Source organism: Neorhizobium sp. PAMB6630 (genome assembly GCF_058242775.1).
The window spans coordinates 1,023,983-1,040,302 of the sequence record NZ_JBZAYV010000002.1; the positions used below are offsets into that span (position 1 = coordinate 1,023,983).

General features: G+C 61.4%; 14 protein-coding genes. 7 read left to right on the plus strand and 7 right to left on the minus strand.

The features are described from left to right. The first annotated feature begins 1 nt into the window (after position 1). Positions 2–1,123 (plus strand): ABC transporter permease, encoded by a 1,122-nt coding sequence (locus tag AC4CWF_RS23445; protein WP_491285970.1) that lies wholly within the window; start codon positions 2–4, stop codon positions 1,121–1,123. 16 nt (positions 1,124–1,139) lie between these two features. On the opposite strand, the gene AC4CWF_RS23450 is transcribed toward AC4CWF_RS23445, so the two are convergent. Together AC4CWF_RS23450 and AC4CWF_RS23455 are read right to left on the minus strand one after the other, a co-directional pair. Beyond that, positions 1,140–1,931 carry an inositol monophosphatase family protein gene (locus AC4CWF_RS23450; protein ID WP_491287776.1) on the minus strand — a complete coding sequence of 264 codons (792 nt, stop codon included), beginning with the start codon at positions 1,929–1,931 and terminating at the stop codon, positions 1,140–1,142. After that, on the minus strand, positions 1,931–2,845 hold the full coding sequence (locus AC4CWF_RS23455) for a glycerophosphodiester phosphodiesterase family protein (protein ID WP_491285972.1): 915 nt from the start codon (positions 2,843–2,845) through the stop codon (positions 1,931–1,933). The genes AC4CWF_RS23450 and AC4CWF_RS23455 overlap by 1 nt, the downstream gene beginning before the upstream one ends. Before the next feature lie 242 nt (positions 2,846–3,087). On the opposite strand from AC4CWF_RS23455, the gene AC4CWF_RS23460 reads away from it, so the two are divergent. From AC4CWF_RS23460 to AC4CWF_RS23470, 3 genes are all read left to right on the plus strand, one after another. Next, positions 3,088–4,128 carry an iron ABC transporter substrate-binding protein gene (locus tag AC4CWF_RS23460; RefSeq protein WP_491285975.1) on the plus strand — a complete coding sequence of 347 codons (1,041 nt, stop codon included), beginning with the start codon at positions 3,088–3,090 and terminating at the stop codon, positions 4,126–4,128. A 103-nt stretch (positions 4,129–4,231) separates the two neighbouring features. Next, positions 4,232–5,767 (plus strand): ABC transporter permease, encoded by a 1,536-nt coding sequence (locus AC4CWF_RS23465; protein WP_491285977.1) that lies wholly within the window; start codon positions 4,232–4,234, stop codon positions 5,765–5,767. After that, positions 5,764–6,810: an ABC transporter ATP-binding protein gene (locus AC4CWF_RS23470; RefSeq protein WP_491285979.1), complete on the plus strand. Its 1,047-nt coding sequence runs from the start codon at positions 5,764–5,766 to the stop codon at positions 6,808–6,810. The genes AC4CWF_RS23465 and AC4CWF_RS23470 overlap by 4 nt, the downstream gene beginning before the upstream one ends. Positions 6,811–6,861: 51 nt before the next feature. Here the strand turns inward: AC4CWF_RS23470 and AC4CWF_RS23475 are convergent, their stop codons facing one another. From AC4CWF_RS23475 to AC4CWF_RS23495, 5 genes are all read right to left on the minus strand, one after another. Continuing rightward, a complete protein-coding gene (locus tag AC4CWF_RS23475) occupies positions 6,862–7,662 on the minus strand; it encodes a phosphodiesterase (RefSeq protein ID WP_491285981.1) in 801 nt (266 codons plus the stop codon). Positions 7,663–7,734: 72 nt separating this feature from the next. Then, the gene (locus AC4CWF_RS23480; protein ID WP_491285983.1) at positions 7,735–9,030 is read right to left on the minus strand and encodes an ABC transporter substrate-binding protein; all 1,296 of its coding nucleotides are present in this window, start codon (positions 9,028–9,030) and stop codon (positions 7,735–7,737) included. Positions 9,031–9,096: 66 nt separating this feature from the next. After that, a complete protein-coding gene (locus AC4CWF_RS23485; RefSeq protein WP_491285986.1) occupies positions 9,097–9,918 on the minus strand; it encodes a carbohydrate ABC transporter permease in 822 nt (273 codons plus the stop codon). Then, on the minus strand, positions 9,918–10,841 hold the full coding sequence (locus AC4CWF_RS23490; protein ID WP_491287778.1) for a carbohydrate ABC transporter permease: 924 nt from the start codon (positions 10,839–10,841) through the stop codon (positions 9,918–9,920). The genes AC4CWF_RS23485 and AC4CWF_RS23490 overlap by 1 nt, the downstream gene beginning before the upstream one ends. Before the next feature lie 2 nt (positions 10,842–10,843). Further along, on the minus strand, positions 10,844–11,989 hold the full coding sequence (locus AC4CWF_RS23495) for an ABC transporter ATP-binding protein (RefSeq protein ID WP_491285987.1): 1,146 nt from the start codon (positions 11,987–11,989) through the stop codon (positions 10,844–10,846). Positions 11,990–12,322: 333 nt separating this feature from the next. Between AC4CWF_RS23495 and AC4CWF_RS23500 the strand changes: the two genes are divergently transcribed. From AC4CWF_RS23500 to AC4CWF_RS23510, 3 genes are all read left to right on the plus strand, one after another. Then, entirely contained in the window at positions 12,323–12,772 is a 450-nt protein-coding gene (locus AC4CWF_RS23500) for an RNA polymerase sigma factor (RefSeq protein WP_491285988.1), read from the plus strand. Continuing rightward, positions 12,772–13,716: a FecR family protein gene (locus AC4CWF_RS23505; protein ID WP_491285989.1), complete on the plus strand. Its 945-nt coding sequence runs from the start codon at positions 12,772–12,774 to the stop codon at positions 13,714–13,716. Before AC4CWF_RS23500 ends, AC4CWF_RS23505 begins: the two co-directional genes overlap by 1 nt. Positions 13,717–13,805: 89 nt before the next feature. Continuing rightward, positions 13,806–16,307, plus strand: a complete 2,502-nt coding sequence (locus AC4CWF_RS23510) for a TonB-dependent receptor (protein WP_491285990.1) — start codon at positions 13,806–13,808, stop codon at positions 16,305–16,307. Positions 16,308–16,320: the final 13 nt, after the last annotated feature.

The window sequence follows — 16,320 nt, forward strand, 5'->3', positions numbered from 1 at the left end:
GATGAGACAGAAGCTTTCCCGCATCCTGCGCCTCGGCATCAAGGAACTCTACAGCCTGAAGGCCGATCCGGTGATGATGGTGCTCATCCTTTATGCCTTCACTCTCGCCATCTACACGGTCTCAACGGGGGCAAAGTCGGAGGTGGAAAACGCCTCTGTCGCGGTGGTCGATGAAGACCGCTCGATGTTGTCTGCGCGGCTGCGCGATGGGCTGATGCAGCCTTTCTTCCAGACACCGGCGCTCATCGAGGCCCGCGATGTCGATGCCGCCATGAACAGCGGCACCTATACGTTCGTGCTCGAAATTCCGCCGAAATTCGAACAGGATGTGATTGCCGGCCGCAAGCCCACCGTCCAGATCGCTGTCGATGCCACGGCCATGTCGCTGGCCGGCACCGGTGCCACCTATATCCAGAGCATCATCACCCAGGAGGTTGCCACCGCGCTGCCGCGCAGCACGACCAGCGATCCGATCAACCTCGTCATCAGCGCTCGCTTCAACCCCAATCTCATGTCGATGTGGTTCAACGCGGTGATGCAGGTCATCAACAACGTCACCATGCTCTCGGTCATCCTGACGGGGGCCGCCCTCATCCGCGAGCGCGAACACGGCACCATCGAGCACCTGCTGGTCATGCCGGTGACGCCCGGCGAGATCATGCTGTCGAAGATCTGGTCGAACGGCATGGTCATCGTTGTCGCCGCCGTCCTGTCGCTGGTGGTGGTTGTAGAGCGGGTGCTTCACGTTCCCGTCGCCGGCTCGCTCGGGCTCTTCATCGCAGCCGCCGTGCTCTATCAGTTCTCCGTAACCTCGCTTGGTATCCTGATTGCCACGGTCTCCAGTTCCATGGCGCAGTTCGGGCTCATCGCCATACCGGTGCTGATCGCCATGAACCTTTTGTCGGGCAGCACGACGCCGATGGAAAGCATGCCGCCCTTCCTGCAAACCGTGATGCAGATTTCACCCTCGACGCATTTCGTGGCCCTGTCGCAAGCCATTCTCTATCGCGGCGCCGGCCTGTCGGCCGTGTGGACCTCGATGGTAGCGCTCCTTGTCCTCGGAGCGCTCTTTTTTGTCATGGCACTCCTGCGCTTCCGCCGCTCGCTGACGTCTGCGGCGTGAAGCGGGGAGGGTGGATTTAACCTGCGGCGGCGAGCGGTTCCATGGGCTGGATTTCCGGCCAGAAGGGCTCGGTTGCCGCCATCAGGGCAGGGGTTGCGGCGGCAATATAGGGAATGCCGTTGCGGGTGCCGATGCGCACATCCAGCCCTGCTTCGCGCGCCAGAACCGCACCGCCTGCAATGTCCCACATGGTCGTGAACTTCTGCAGGTGGCCATCATAGGTGCCGCGGGCGGAAAACACGAGGCCGATCGAGGTGGATCGGATGGACTGCACAACCCAGCCGGCATGGCGAAGACCGATCGTCAGCGCCGCCACCTCTTCTGAATCAGCGGCAGCACTATCACCCAGCGACATCATGCGCACGTCCTCAAACGTCGTGTCGCGCACGAAGGGTTGTCCGTTGAGGTAAAGCCCCGTGCCATCGGCGGCTGCATAGATCTCGCCCATCGCCGGCATGGCAACGACGCCAAGATCCGGCCGGCCGTGGCGCACGAAACCGAGCGAAATGCCCCAGAGCGGCGAACCGCGCAGGAAATTCGTCGTGCCGTCGATGGGGTCGACGATCCAGTAGGCATCGTCGGCCACGCCGCCCATCTCCTCGCCCAGCACCGTTTCGCCGGGGAAAGCCTCCGCCAGGCGATCGCGCACCAGCTGTTCGACGGCGGTATCGGCTTCCGAAACGAAATCCTGAAACCCCTTTGCGCGGGTGGCGATGCTGGTGCGGTCTTTATGAAAGCGCAGCGCCAGTTCCATGGCTTCTGCAATCACCGCAGAGGCACGCTCAAGTCGTTCGTGGGAAATCGTCATCATTTGCCTTCTGCGCCAGAGCGCGTGTTGAGCCATGTCCTGAAGGCCCCGACCTCGTCCGTCTGGATGGCACCGACGCCGGCATCGATGAGCGCGCCCCAGACGCTGTCCGGATCGGTCAGTGCCCTGGTATCGTTGAAATCGAGACAATGGGAAACGTCAAGCGTATTGATCCAGAGGCGGATGTTCTGGCGTTCCAGTTCCGCCCGGCCGGTCTCGAGATCGGCGATATTTTGGAACTTCACCTCGATCATCGGCGCGTGAAGGATAGCAATGCGGGAGAGATCCTCGGCAAACCGGCCGGGGCGAACCGCAAACATCGGCATATGCGGGATCTTGCCAAACCAATCGGCGTCGAGAATGTCGAAATGGTCGGCATCCGGGTCTATATCGGTCTTCACCAGCACCTGGTCTTCGATGCCAAGGCGCAGCACCGTCTCCATCACCTGGGGCAGATCCCGGGCATATTTCGTATCGATGTTGACGGTGATTTTTCCCCGCGCTTCCTCCAGCACCTCTTCGAGCGTCGGCACGCATTCTTCAGTGAGAGCGGCATCGGCACCGCCGGCGCCGGCGCGCAGCATGGCCTTGCGCACCGTCTCAAACGGCAGTTCGCTCACCACGCCGCTCCTGTCAGTGGTGCGGTCAAGCGTCGCATCGTGAATGACCACCAGCCGGCCATCGGCTGTCGTCTGCGTATCGATCTCGATCATCTCGACACCGTTTTCGATCGCGGCGCGCACGGAGGCCAGCGAATTTTCCGCCGTCTTCACCCAAAACCCGCGATGGGCGATGGTGAGGATTGACGGGTTACTGCGCGAGGTAACGGACAAGACATCAAACGGAAAGGCAGCAGCCTCTGGCTCTGCAGCGGTCGTCTCGTTCTCGGCAAGCGCTGAGAAGGCACGGGTCATGGCTCTATCTCCTGGGGTCCATGAAGTGGCAAGGATGGCGCCCTCCTTAAACCCGCTTTGATATGAGATTTGTGACAGCGCCTGCTGAAGTGTCCTGACGCGCACCTGCAACCCTTTGTATTATTGGCAGTTTTCCATCACACAATCGTGCATCCGAAAGCATGATCAATCTTGACTGCACTTATCCGCTTTCTATAACCATTGCCGGACATTCCCATGAGATCATCGCCATGGAGGCAAACTTGATTTCTCATCCCAAAGCCACGCGCCGCACAGCGCTCACCCTGTCTGTTCTTGCCCTGTCTCTTGCCTCGCCTTTTGCCTCGATCGCAACGGTTGCGCAGGCGCAGGTGGCAGACAGCCTCACCATCTACAATGCCCAGCACGAAGGCCTGACCCAGGAATGGGTGAAGGCGTTCACCGAAGAGACGGGCATTGCAGTGACCGTGCGCAACGGCTCGGACATGGAATTTGCCAACCAGATCGTTCAGGAAGGCGCCAATTCCCCGGCCGACCTTTTCCTCACCGAAAACTCGCCGGCGATGACACTCGTGGATGGTGCCGGCCTGTTTGAACCGGTGGATGCGGCCACGCTTGCGCAGGTGCCGGATGGGTTTAAGCCCTCCAACGGCCATTGGGTGGGCATTGCCGCCCGCTCCACCGTGTTTGCCTATGACAAGACGAAGCTGTCAGCCGACAAGCTGCCGAAGACCATGGAAGAGCTTGCAGGACCGGCCTGGAAAGGCCGATGGGCCGCATCGCCATCGGGGGCCGATTTCCAGGCCATCGTCGGCGCCTTTCTGGAGCTGAAGGGTGAGGCGGCAACTGCTTCCTGGCTGAAGGGCATGAAGGAAAACTTCGTCGCCTATCGCGGCAATTCCACCGCCATGAAGGCCGTTAATGCCGGACAGATCGAAGGGGCTTTGATCTACCATTATTATTATTTCGGCGATCAGGCCCGCACCGGCGAAAACAGCAAGAACGTCGCCCTGCATTATTTCCGCAATCAGGATCCGGGCGCCTTCGTCAGCGTGTCCGGCGGCGGCATTCTGGCCTCCAGCAAGCACAAGCAGCAGGCGCAGGCTTTCCTGAAATGGCTGACGGCCAAGGGCGGGCAGGACATTCTGCGCACCGGCACCTCGTTTGAATATGCCGTGGGTCGTGACGCCCAGTCCAACAAGGCGCTGGTGCCGCTTTCCGATCTCGGCGCCCCCACCGTCGATCCGGCTCACCTGAATAACGCCAAGGTGACAGATCTGATGACATCAGCCGGAATCCTCTGATTTCCAGCCGTCCATCAGTTGCCTCACGGCGTCGCAGAGCGTATCTGCGGCGCTTGACAATTTCGGGCACAGAATGATCCCCACCAGCCAGACAGAAGCGACAATGACACCGCGCCCGCGCCGGTCGTTCCACCTGTCCTGGGTATCGCTGCTTGCGGTGTTTTTTGCCTGTCTGGCACTCGTGCCGCTGGGTTTCGTGATCTGGGCGACGCTTGCCACGGGTTACGAGACGGCGGCAACGCTGATCCTTCGCCCGCGCGTGGCGGGCCTTCTGATGAATACCGTCCTCCTGATCGTGCTCACCGTGCCGGCTTGCGTGGTGCTGGGCGTGGCGCTGGCGTGGCTGACGGAGCGCACGGACATGCCGGGCGCGCGGCTGTTTTCATGGCTGAGCGTTGCCCCGCTTGCCGTGCCCGCCTTCGTTCACAGCTATGCCTGGATCGGTGTCTGGCCGGGCCTCAACGGCCTTGCCGCCGGCGTGCCGATCTCCATCGTTGCCTATTTCCCCTTCCTCTACCTGCCGGTTGCCGCAGCGCTCCGGCTTCTCGATCCGGGGCTGGAAGATCAGGCGGCATCGCTGGGGCTTTCCCCCCGCGCCGTCTTTTTCAAAGTCGTGCTGCCGCAGTTGCGCCTTGCCATTCTCGGCGGCGCGTTGCTGATTGCGCTGCATCTTCTGTCCGAATACGGGCTCTTTGCGATGATCCGTTTCGATACCTTCACGACCGCGATCATCGACCAGTTCCAGTCGACCTATAATGGCGTCGCCGCCAATATGCTGGCGGTCGTGCTGGTGTTCTGCTGCCTCGTCTTCCTCGGCCTGGATTACGCCATTCGCGGCCGCCAGCGTTATGCGCGGCTGGGATCCGGCGTCGCGCGCCGCACAAGCATCACGCCGCTGGGCGCCATGCGTTATCCCGCCCTTCTACTGCCCATCGCAACCGTAGCCTTTTCGCTCGGCATTCCCGCCCTCACGCTCGGGCACTGGCTGCTGGCAGGTGGCACTGATATCTGGCGCGTCGATGCCATCGGCCTTGCGCTCTGGCAGACGCTTCGGATCTGCCTCATCGGCGGGCTTGCCACAACGGCTGCCGCCATTCCCATCGCCTGGCTTTCGGTGCGCCGTCCCTGTGCGAAAAACCGCCTGATCGAGGGTTGTTATTATCTCGCCAGCGCCATGCCGGGTGTCGTGGTGGCGCTGGCGCTTGTGACCATCACGGTGAAGGTCGCAAGCCTCTACCAGACGCTCGCCACCATCGTTTTTGCCTATGTCATCCTGTTCCTGCCGCGCGCGCTGGTCAGCCTGCGCGCCAGCATTGCGCAGGTGCCGAAGGAACTGGAACAGGCCGCCGAAAGCCTTGGCCGCTCGCCGGCCCGGGCCGTGCTTGCCACCACCGTGCGGCTCGCGGCACCGGGAGCCGCAGCCGGCCTTGCGCTCTCCTCGCTCGGCATCATGAACGAACTGACCGCCACCCAGATGCTGGCGCCCAACGGCACGCGCACGCTTGCCATGTCCTTCTGGGCGCTGACCGGCGAGATCGATTATGCCGGTGCTGCCCCTTATGCGCTGCTGATGGTGGTGTTTTCGCTGCCGCTGACATGGCTTCTCTATCAACAATCAAAGAAGATCGCCGGACGATGACACTGCTCGAGATCTCGACGCTTCGAAAGCATTACGGTCCGGTCACCGCCGTGGATGGCGTCAGCCTTGCCATCGAAAGCGGCAGCCGCACGGCCATCGTCGGCCCCTCCGGCTGCGGCAAAACCACGCTTTTGCGGCTGATCGCCGGTTTCGAGGCGCCAGACGGCGGTTCGATCACCTTCGACGGCGAGGTGATTGCCGGCGAACGGTCGCAGATCCCCGCCCACAAACGCGGCGTCGGCATCGTCTCACAGGACGGTTCGCTGTTTCCGCATCTCACCGTCGAACAGAATATCGGCTTTGGCCTGAAGGACGACGCGGCAGACCGCAAGACCCGCATCGGCGAACTGATGGACATGGTGGAACTCGACCGGGCCATGCTGACGCGCCGCCCGGACGAGCTTTCCGGCGGACAGCAGCAACGGGTGGCGCTGGCCCGCGCCATGGCACGACGCCCCCGCGTCATCCTGCTCGACGAACCCTTTTCAGCGCTCGATACCGGGCTTCGCGTCGCAACCCGAAAAGCTGTCGGCGCGGTGCTTTCAGCGGCCGGTATCACCACGGTTCTGGTGACCCATGATCAGGCCGAAGCACTGGCCTTTGCCGATCAGGTGGTGGTGATGCGCGCCGGTCGTTTTGCGCAGGTGGGCACCCCGCGCGAGGTTTATGCCCACCCCGCAGACCCCGCAACCGCCGCCTTTCTCGGCGAAGCGATCGTGCTTGCCGCAAGACTTGGAAACGGGCGGGCCACGACCATGCTTGGACAAATCGCCATTCACGACAAGACCCGGCAGGGTGAAGCGCAGATCCTGCTGCGCCCCGAACAGTTTTCGATCCTGCCGCATCAAGGGACCGAAGACGGTGCCGCTACATCAGGCACCATCACCGACGTCGATTTCTGTGGCCCGAGCTGCGATCTCGCCATCACCCTCGAGAAAAACCCGGACTTTCCCCTGCGCCTTGCCATGGCAAGCCAGCCGCTTTTCGAAAAAGGCGCGCGGGTGCAGATAAGCGTCAACGGCCCCGCGCACGTCTTTTCGTGAACGAGGCCGAGCCATGGATCAAGGATCCATGCTCATGTCAGGCAGCCGCTGTCACGGACCTTCGCAGATCGGGGCCCGGTCGGTCGGGATCTCGCCCACCTCGGCGCCATAGGCGCGAAGGCCTTGGCTATCGAGGTCGATGATCCGGTAACAGGGGTTGCCGCCGGTCCAGAATGGGTTTGGCGTGTCGACATCGGTGATGAACCGATGCGCACAGGCCTGACCCGAGCTGTAGGCGATGCCTTCGGCTGTCGTGCCCGCCAGCGGAATGTGGATATGTCCGAAAATGATGTGGCGAATGCCAGGCGCATGGCGGTTCAGGCGCTCCAGCACGGCGCCATCATCATGCATGCCGATCTTTTCGAAATGGGCAATCCGCGTCTCCATCGGCGGATGGTGGATGAACACGGTCACCGGAAGCTCACCGGCGCTTGCCAGCGTCTGGTCGAGCCAGGCCATACGGTCATCGCCGTAAATGCCACCGATCACGCCGGCCTCGTGGCTGTCGAGGAACAGCAGGCGGCCGGCCTCGCTATCGATGAACGACTGGATGAAGCCGTTATCGTCCCGGAGATGGTCGGGAAAGGCTTCGATGAAGTTGGGACGGTCGTCGTGGTTGCCGAGCATCAGGCGCAGCTCAAAGGGCACCGGCGCCAGAATATCTTTGAGGAGCGCGTAAGCGTCGGGATCGCCGTGGTTGCAGAGGTCGCCCGTCATCACCAGCAGGTCGGCATCGGAATGCTTTTCGATGATATCGGCAACTGCAGCGCGCAGCTGCTTTTCCGGGTCCACGCCGTTTACCACGACACCCGACGGCATCAGATGCGTGTCGGTCAGCTGAATGATCTTCATGACGGTCTTTCTTCAAGGGCAGAGATCGGCTGCGGGGTTTCCCCCGCAGCCTTTCGAGGGGGATGAGCCCGCTTACTTCGACATCAGGGCGTTGGTCTGCTCGACGATCTGCTTCAGACCGGCTTCCGACGTCACTTCGCCGCGCATGACCGTGCCGATGATGTCGCGCTGGGTGCGCCAGATGCGAACCGAGTCACCACCGGGATAACCGGCCCATGGCAGCGAACGGTCAGCCTGCAGCGACGCCGTCTTGACGTTCGGATGCTCGGCGTAATAGGGCGCGAGGAACTCGGGGCCGGTCGCCTGCTTGTTGGTCGGCAGGTAGCCGGTGATGCGCACGATGACGTTCTGGGCTTCCGGTCCGGTGATCCATTTCAGGTATTTCCAGGCAGCATCTTGCTTGGCCTTGTCCTGGGTGAGGATCACGGCCGAGTTGCCGCCTGTGGGCACGCCACCCTTTTCCGGGTTGTCCAGCGGGAAGGTGGCAGTGGTCAGCTTGAAGCGATCGCCGACAAGGCCTTCGATCGTCTGCACATGCGCCGGCGTGGAGAAGATGAAGCCCGTGAGGCCTGCGCCGAACTGCTGGCGCGACTGGTCCCAGTCAAGCAGCGTCTGGCCACCTTCGGTGACGAACTGGCGGGTGAGCTTCAGCGCGTTGAGGCCGATCTCGTTGTCAAAGGCCACCTTTTTGGTGGCCGTATCGACCAGCGTGCCACCCTGCTGGAAGATCAGCGACTGCCATAGCCAGTCGTCCGGCCAGCCGTTGATGTCATAACCCATGCCGGCGATCTTCGGATCGAGCGCATGGATCTTGGCGGCCAGCGCCAGCAGTTCCTTGAAGGTCTTTGGCATGTTGGCGGGGTCGCCACCGGCCTTCTTCACGAGGTTGGCGTTAACATAGAGGATCGGCGAGGAGGCATTGACCGGCAGGCCATATTGCTTGCCGTCGATCTGGCCAAGCGCGGCCATTTTCGGGCTGTAGTTCTTGTCGAGGAAGGCCTGTCCGCCTTCAGCCTCGATGAACGGGCCAAGGTCGGTGATCTGCTTGCGGGGGGCAAGTGTGTGAACCAGTTCCGCCGTCAGGTTATAGCCGGAGAAATAGACGTCCGGTAGGTTGCCCGTCACGGCCGAACGCAGAACCTGCTGCTGGCCTTCGTTATAGCCGGGTGCCGGTGCGAGGAAGTTGATCTTGATATCCGGATTGTTCTTCATGAATTCATCGGCCAGCGGCTGATGGAATTTGGTGAAGCCCGGAAGGTTGTAGAGAACCTCAAGCGTGATATCTGCGGCAAAACCTGGCTTGGCAAGGCCGGCCAGGGCAAGGCAGAGGGCAAGCCCGCCGGTTGCGGTGCGTCGGGTCATCTTCATGATCAGTCTCCAAAAGGGATTTTTGAGGCAGTATGGTAGGGAGGGGGAAAGCTTGACGGGGCGCGGTTATTTGACCCCCGTCATCGTGATGCCGGCAATGAAATGCCTGCGGGCAAAGAGGAAACAGATGACCATCGGCGCGGTGATGATGGCGGCACCGGCCATCAGGGCACCGTAGTTGGCGCCGGATTCGACATCGGCAAAAAACAGCATGCCGAGCGGCGGCGGTGCGAGATTGGTGTCGGTGACGACGATCATCGGCCAGTAAAGATCGTTCCAGTGCGCCACCAGCGAGAACACGGCAAAGGCTGCCAGCGACGGCAGCGATCCGCGCAGCACCAGCCGCCAGCAGATTTCCATCTCGGAAAATCCGTCCATGCGGGCCGCTTCAATCACCTCTTCCGGATAGCTGCGGAAGGACTGGTGAAACAGGAAGATCGCAAACACCGAGAGGAAGAACGGTGCCATCATGGCGAAATAGGTGTTGAGCAGGTTGGCCTTGGCAAGCCCCACGAACAGCGGCAGCGCCAGCGCCTGCATCGGCACGCAGAGGGCGGCGATGATCAGCGTCATCATCAGCCGGCGGGCCGGAAAGCGCAGCTTTGCAAGCGCATAGGCGGCGGGCACCGCGGTCAGCACCTGGACGATGAGAATGCCGCCGCAGACGATGACACCGTTCAGCATGAAACGCAGCATCGGCACCTGCGACGCCGCCCGCGAATAGTTTTGCACCGCATCGAACTGTCGCGGGATCGGCCAGAGCGAGACGTCGAAGATTTCCGACGGCGAGCGGATCGACGTCAGGAACATCCAGTAGAAGGGCAAAAGCATCGGAATGGCGCCGAGTGCGAGCACCAGATGCGGCAGATATTTGCGGACATGTCGCATCAGTAATGCACCTTCCGGTCAATATGCACCATCTGGCCAATCGACAGGATGAGCACGATCACCAGGAACAGCAGGGTGAGAGCTGCCGCATAACCGGTGTTGGAATATTCAAAGCCCTCGAGATACAGCTCGAACAGCAGCGTTTCGGAGCCGAACCGGCCCTTGGTCAACACGGCCACCGTCTCGAACACCTTGAAGGCGGAGATCGAGGTGGTGACGACGACGAACAGCGTCGTCGGCCCCAGCATCGGCCAGGTGACGGTGAGGAAACGATCGATGGGATTTTTCGCGCCATCGAGACGCGCTGCCTCGTGCAGATCCCGGGGGATGGCGGTGAGGCCCGCCAGAAACAGCACCATGTTGAAGCCCAGCACCTGCCAGATACCGATCAGCGCCATGGTCGGGATCAGCAGAACGGGGTTGGACAGGAACGCCACCGGCTCGAAGCCGAACGCCTTGATGGCGGCATTGACCGGCCCGAGCGAGGGATGCAGCAGGAACTGCCAGACGGTCGCCATCGCCACCAGCGTCGCGGTGACCGGCAGGAAATAGGCGATCTCCCAGAAGGCGCGGCTCTTCTTGCGGTTGTAAACCAGCAGCGCCACGCCGAGCGCCAAAAGAACGCCAAACGGAATGACGATCGCCGCGTAAATCACGGTATTCCTCAGCGAGCGCAGAAACACCGCGTCGCTGAAGGCCTTGGTGAAGTTATCGAGCCCGACAAAGTGGATCGACAGCGCGCCGAGCTGATAATCGGTGACCGAAAAGACGCAAAGGACGACAATCGGGATGATGTAGAAAGCCAAAAGCAGGATGGCAGACGGTGCAGCAAAAAGCAGTCCCAGCCGCGCCATGCGGCGGTCGGCGGGGGAGCGTTTCGCGCGCAGCTTTGCCGGCTGTTTGACGAGTGTCATATCGGCCATCGTCATGCGGCAACCCGTGCGCGGGCGGAGACATCGCGGCGCTTGCCATCAGCACCGAACAGATGGGCGCGCTGTTCGGCAAAACCGAGCCGCAGCAGGCCGTCGGGTTCGCTCGGCAGGCTTTCGCCGGCATGCTGGCGCATGACGATCCGCACCGATTGATCCTGCACCAGCGCGCAGGTGACGAAGCGATCGGCACCATAGGTTTCGCTGCGCAGGACCCGAACGGCAAGACCATCTGCTGCCGGGCGAAGATCTTCCGCACGAATGCCAAGCGTTGCGGGGCCTGCCGCCTGTGCTGCCGCTTCAAGACCGAATTCCTGGCCAAAAGCGGAGATCCGCCCGGTCATGCCGACTTCCACGGGCAGGAGATTGATCGTCGGCGTCCCGATAAACCGGGCAACGGTCAAGGATGCCGGTCGCTGATAAAGTTCATCCGGCGTGCCAAGCTGCTCGATGCCGCCTTCCGACATCAGCGCGATGCGGTCGGACATGGTCATCGCTTCGATCTGGTCGTGGGTGACATAGATGAACGTGGCGCCGAGGCGGCGATGCAGGCCGGTCAGTTCCTCGCGCATATGGGCGCGAAGCTTGGCATCGAGGTTGGACAGCGGCTCGTCCATCAGGAAAGCGGCCGGCTGGCGCACCAGGGCACGGGCAAGCGCCACGCGCTGGCGCTGGCCACCGGAAAGCTGCGCCGGCTTGCGATCCAGAAGATGGCCGATCTGCAGTGTTTCCGCGGCCTCTTCCACCGACGCTGCGATGTCGCGCAATGTGTCAGCGCTGGCGATCATTCGCCCGATCAGCGGCAGCCGAGCCGTAAACGACAGACGACGCATCCTGAGCGGCGTGGCGATGTTCTCGCGCACCGTCATGTGCGGGTAAAGCGCATAGGATTGGAACACCATGGCAAGGTTGCGTTCGCTCGGATCGACATCGGTGACGTGTCTGTTGCCGATGGAGACTGTGCCGCGGTCGGGTGTCTCCAGGCCGGCGATGATCCGCAACAGGGTGGATTTTCCGCATCCGGACATGCCGACCAGCGACAGGAATTCACCGGGGCGGATGGCAAGGTCGATCGATTTCAGGACGTTATCCGCCCCGAAGCTTTTTTCGATACCCTGAAGTTCTAGCGATTGCGGCTGCATGCGGCGCTCCTTTGCGGCGCACCGTATGCGTCCCAGCCATGACAAACAGACGACAGTTTCTCGATGTTTTGATTATAACGCACAGAAAGGGCGTCGATCCCGCCATCATGGTGCAACGGCCAGGCGGTGTCCGCATGGTCATCTCGGGCGTGTCGAACACACCCGAATAAACATGATTTTTTTTGTCATGTTTATTGCCTGCCCATCAATTTTATCGTAAGCGGTGGCTCTCGCACAATCGACTGAAAGCTCTTGCCCATGTGGATTAAGTCTGCCGCGCACGCCCGCGTTGATGACGCCATGGAGATCCACTACCAAGAGCTTTGCCGCGCCATGAAACGGCGTGGACATGCCGCGACCAACTCGCAGGAAATCGTGCATGACGTCTATCTGCGCCTCGCCAACACACCGAAACTGGTGGAGAACAGGCCGGTTCTGAGGGCATTTCTCATCCGCGTCTGCGCCAATCTCGGGATAGACCGCCTGCGACGGGAGAGGCTGGAGCGCCGGTTGTTTTCGAGCATGACCGAGGAGGCCTTGAGCGTGCCCCAGCCGCTTGGCGACGCGGACGCGCGCGCCGATGTGCCGTACCGGCTGAAACGCCTGCGCCAGGCCATCCTGAAAATGTCCTACCAGCGACGGCAGGTGTTTCTTGCCAGCTGCATTGGAAACCTCACCGCCGACGAGATTGCCGCGCGCTGCGGGATCAGCCGCAACATGGTCGATCGCCACATCCGCAAGGCCTATCTGCATTGCCTCGAATGCCTTGAGGACACGCTCTGATGGCGGAGACGAAAACCACAAGGCAGATGCGCGAAGAGGCCATAGACTGGCTTTTCCAGCTTCGGGAACATCCAGAAGACGCGGCGATCCGGGCATCGTTCGAGGCTTGGGCGAGCGCCGATCCACGCCATCCCCAGATTTTCGAGCAGATCGAATGCCTGATCGGCGACACGTCCCGGCTGCTTACCGAGGATGACCGGTTTCTGTCGAAGGCAAGCCGCAAGCCTGTTTCGCGAAAGGTGAAAGGGGCAGCGGCCGGCTTTGCCGGCCTCTGCCTGCTGGCAGGTCTTCACCTCGATATCCCGCTTCGTCTTCGTGCCGACCATATCTCCGCCATCGGCCGCAGTGAAATCATCCGGATGGCGGACGGCTCGGTCGTGACGCTCAACGCCAACAGTGCGATTGCAATTCGCTTCACGTCAGAGCAGCGCTGCCTCATCCTGCTGCGCGGCGAGGTGTTCGTAGAAGTCCGTCCGGACCCGTTGCGCCCCTTCTGCGTCGAGGCGGGTGGTGGGAAAACGACGGCACTCGGTACCGCATTTGATGTCGACCTCCGGGGTGCTGAAACCCAGGTTGCGGTAGAGGAGCATAGCGTGAAGATCGAGGCCGGCGCGGCAACGCCCCCGACGATCCTCCAGCAGAACCAGTCGATCGTTTATGATGAGAACGGAAAGTTGCGTGATCCGCAAACGATGGATGCTTCGACCATCGGCGCCTGGCGACAGGGACGGTTGGTGTTCGAGAACCAGCCGCTCGGCGATATCGTCACCGGCATCCAACGCTATCTGCCCGGTCATGTTCTCGTCGCCACGGCAAATCTGCAGCAAAAACGGCTGAGCGGCAGCCTTGATCTCACACACCCGAAAGCCGCTCTCGATGACCTTGCGGCAGCCTTCGAGATCCGCGTCACCCATGTCGGCGCCTATCTCACGATCCTCCACTGAAGAAATTTTCGGTCAACCTGTCCTGAAACGGAAGGCTCATTCGTACGGCTGGCAGAGAACATATTTTGCTGCCCAAGGAGCTTATCCCTATGACACACAACACCCGGTCAACGCGCCGCCGGTTGAGACTGCCGCTGCTTTCCCTGTTTCTGACGAGCGTCGCCCTGGCCTCGCTTCCAGCGGTCGCAAGCGCACAACAGGCCGGCCGGATCGCCATTGACCTGCCCGCCGGCAGCGTTGTCACGAGCCTCAATCGCCTCGCCAGCCAGTCCGGCCTTCAGGTCGTTTTCGATGCGACGCTTGCAAGCGGGCGCACGAACGTCAGGATCACCGGTTCGATGACGGTGGGTGAGGCTCTGGAAAAGCTGCTGGCCGGAACGGGCCTCACCTATCGGTTTGTTGCCGAACGGACGGTGAAGCTCGAAAAACTCTCCACAGATTCATCCGCAGCAACCGCCGGCGATGAGACGGTTCTGCCGCGCGTGACGGTCGGAGCCGGCGGCCTGTTCAACAGCGGCGCACCGAGCGTGGCGGAGATCAATGGGCGCCAGATCGAGGCCGCCCAATCAAACTCCCTGCCGCAACTTTTGCAGAAGACGCCGGGTGTCACCGCCACCGGCGGGGTCAGGCTGCAAGGGCAAAGCATCTCCATTCGCGGCTTTACCCGGCAATCGGATGTCCGGATCCTGCTCGATGGCGCGCCCAAGAATTTCGAACGCTACGACCAGGGCACGGTCTTCGTGGACCCGGAACTGCTGAAGCGCGTGGAAATCCTCAAAGGTGCCACGTCCGTGCGTTATGGCAATGGGGGGTTTGGCGGCACGGTCATCATGGAAAGCAAGACGGCAGAAGACATGCTGCTGGAGGGCAAAAGTTTTGGGGCCTGGGTGAAGTCCGGTTATCAGAGCGCCAACAAGCAGCGTCTCGGATCGGCGGCCGTTTATGGCAAGTCCGATTTTGGCGGCCCCGTCACCTATGATGGCATGGCCTCGGTCATCTGGCGCAAGAGCGACAATGTGCGCGTCGGCGGCGGACAGGTCTACGAGGCCTCCAGCGATAAGCTGACATCCTTTTCCGCCAACGGGGGCCTGGAAGTCGACGGACACGAATTGAGGGCCTCCGTCATCTACGGCCGCTCGTCGGATTATGGCCCGCCGGCGGCCAACCGCGGTGACCTGGACCTCACGGCCTACAGCATCGATCGTTATGGGTATGAGACCGCGCGACTGCGGGCGCTCGCCCTTCGCGAGATGGAGGACTTCTCCTCGACGCTGAAATACGCCTATACCGGCGACAGCGATCTGGTGAACGTCAAGGCGATGCTCAGCCTCTCCTCCACCAACCTGCACATGACGCGCCCGACCATTTCAGGCTTCGTTCCCAGCGCGAGCCTTGGCGGCCAGGAGGATGATGCCAAATACACCGATATCAAGTTCGAGCTGGAAAACACCTCGTATTTCGATCTGGGCGGCCTTTCGCATGCGGCCAATTACGGTGTCCAGTACGTGCACCATGACCGCGACACCTGGATGTACGACATCGCCAACAAGAACAGCGCCCAGTATAATTATGGCTATTACTCGTCCTGGATCATGCCGCAAGGCAAGCAGGACACGCTCTCCGCCTTTGTCAGGGACGAGATCGGCCTGACGCCGGATTTCAAGATAACCCCCGGGCTTCGCTTCGATTATGTGCGCTCGCAAGGCGTGCCGAATGCCGCGCCGCGCTATAACAATCCGGCAGCCGGCCACGACTATTCCGCCACCTCCCATACGGGGGTCACGCCCGCACTCAGCCTTCGCTGGGAGGCAACGCCTGAAACAACCCTCTTTGCCGACTGGGCCTATGCTATGCGCGTGCCTGTGATCGACGAGCTTTATTCCAGCCAGAGCGCCGCAACCAAGGCGTCCGCCACCTCCCGCGATCTCGAGGTCGAACGCAACAACAATATCAATATCGGCCTGTCACGCCAGTTCGACGGACTGCTGTCTGAAGAAGATACGCTGAAAACCTCGGTGGCGCTTTTCTACAACCATGTGACCAACCCGGTGACGCGCCGGTTCGGCAGCGCCAATCTCGCCAACATCACCGGGCCCGTGCCGTTCTACTGGAATACGCCGAGCTACAAGATCTACGGCGCGGATTTCTCCGTGAACTACGATTCCGAGAGCATCTTTTCAAACATCGGCCTTGCCTGGATGAACGGCTCACGCAACGGCGCCATCAATGACGTCAGCGGTCCGAACACCTATTTCCAGGACCTTGCGCCGTTTACCGGCAATGTCCAGCTGGGCTACAAGATCCCGGAATGGGACCTGTCGATCAGCTGGAACGGTTTGTTCGTGTCAGCCCAGAAGCGTACCCCTTACAATCAGGGAACCGGCTATTTTTATGCTCGGCCGGAAAGCAAGGGTTATGCCGTCCACGGCATTTCGGTGGACTGGACCCCGAAGGAGGGAAGCCTTGCCGGCATGGAGATGCATGCCGCAATCGACAACCTGTTCGACAAATATTACGAGCCCTATCTCTCGGATGGGATCGCGGCCATGCCCGGCAGGAACTTCAAGCTGTCGATCAGCCGGAAATTCTAGTGCTGGGTGCCGG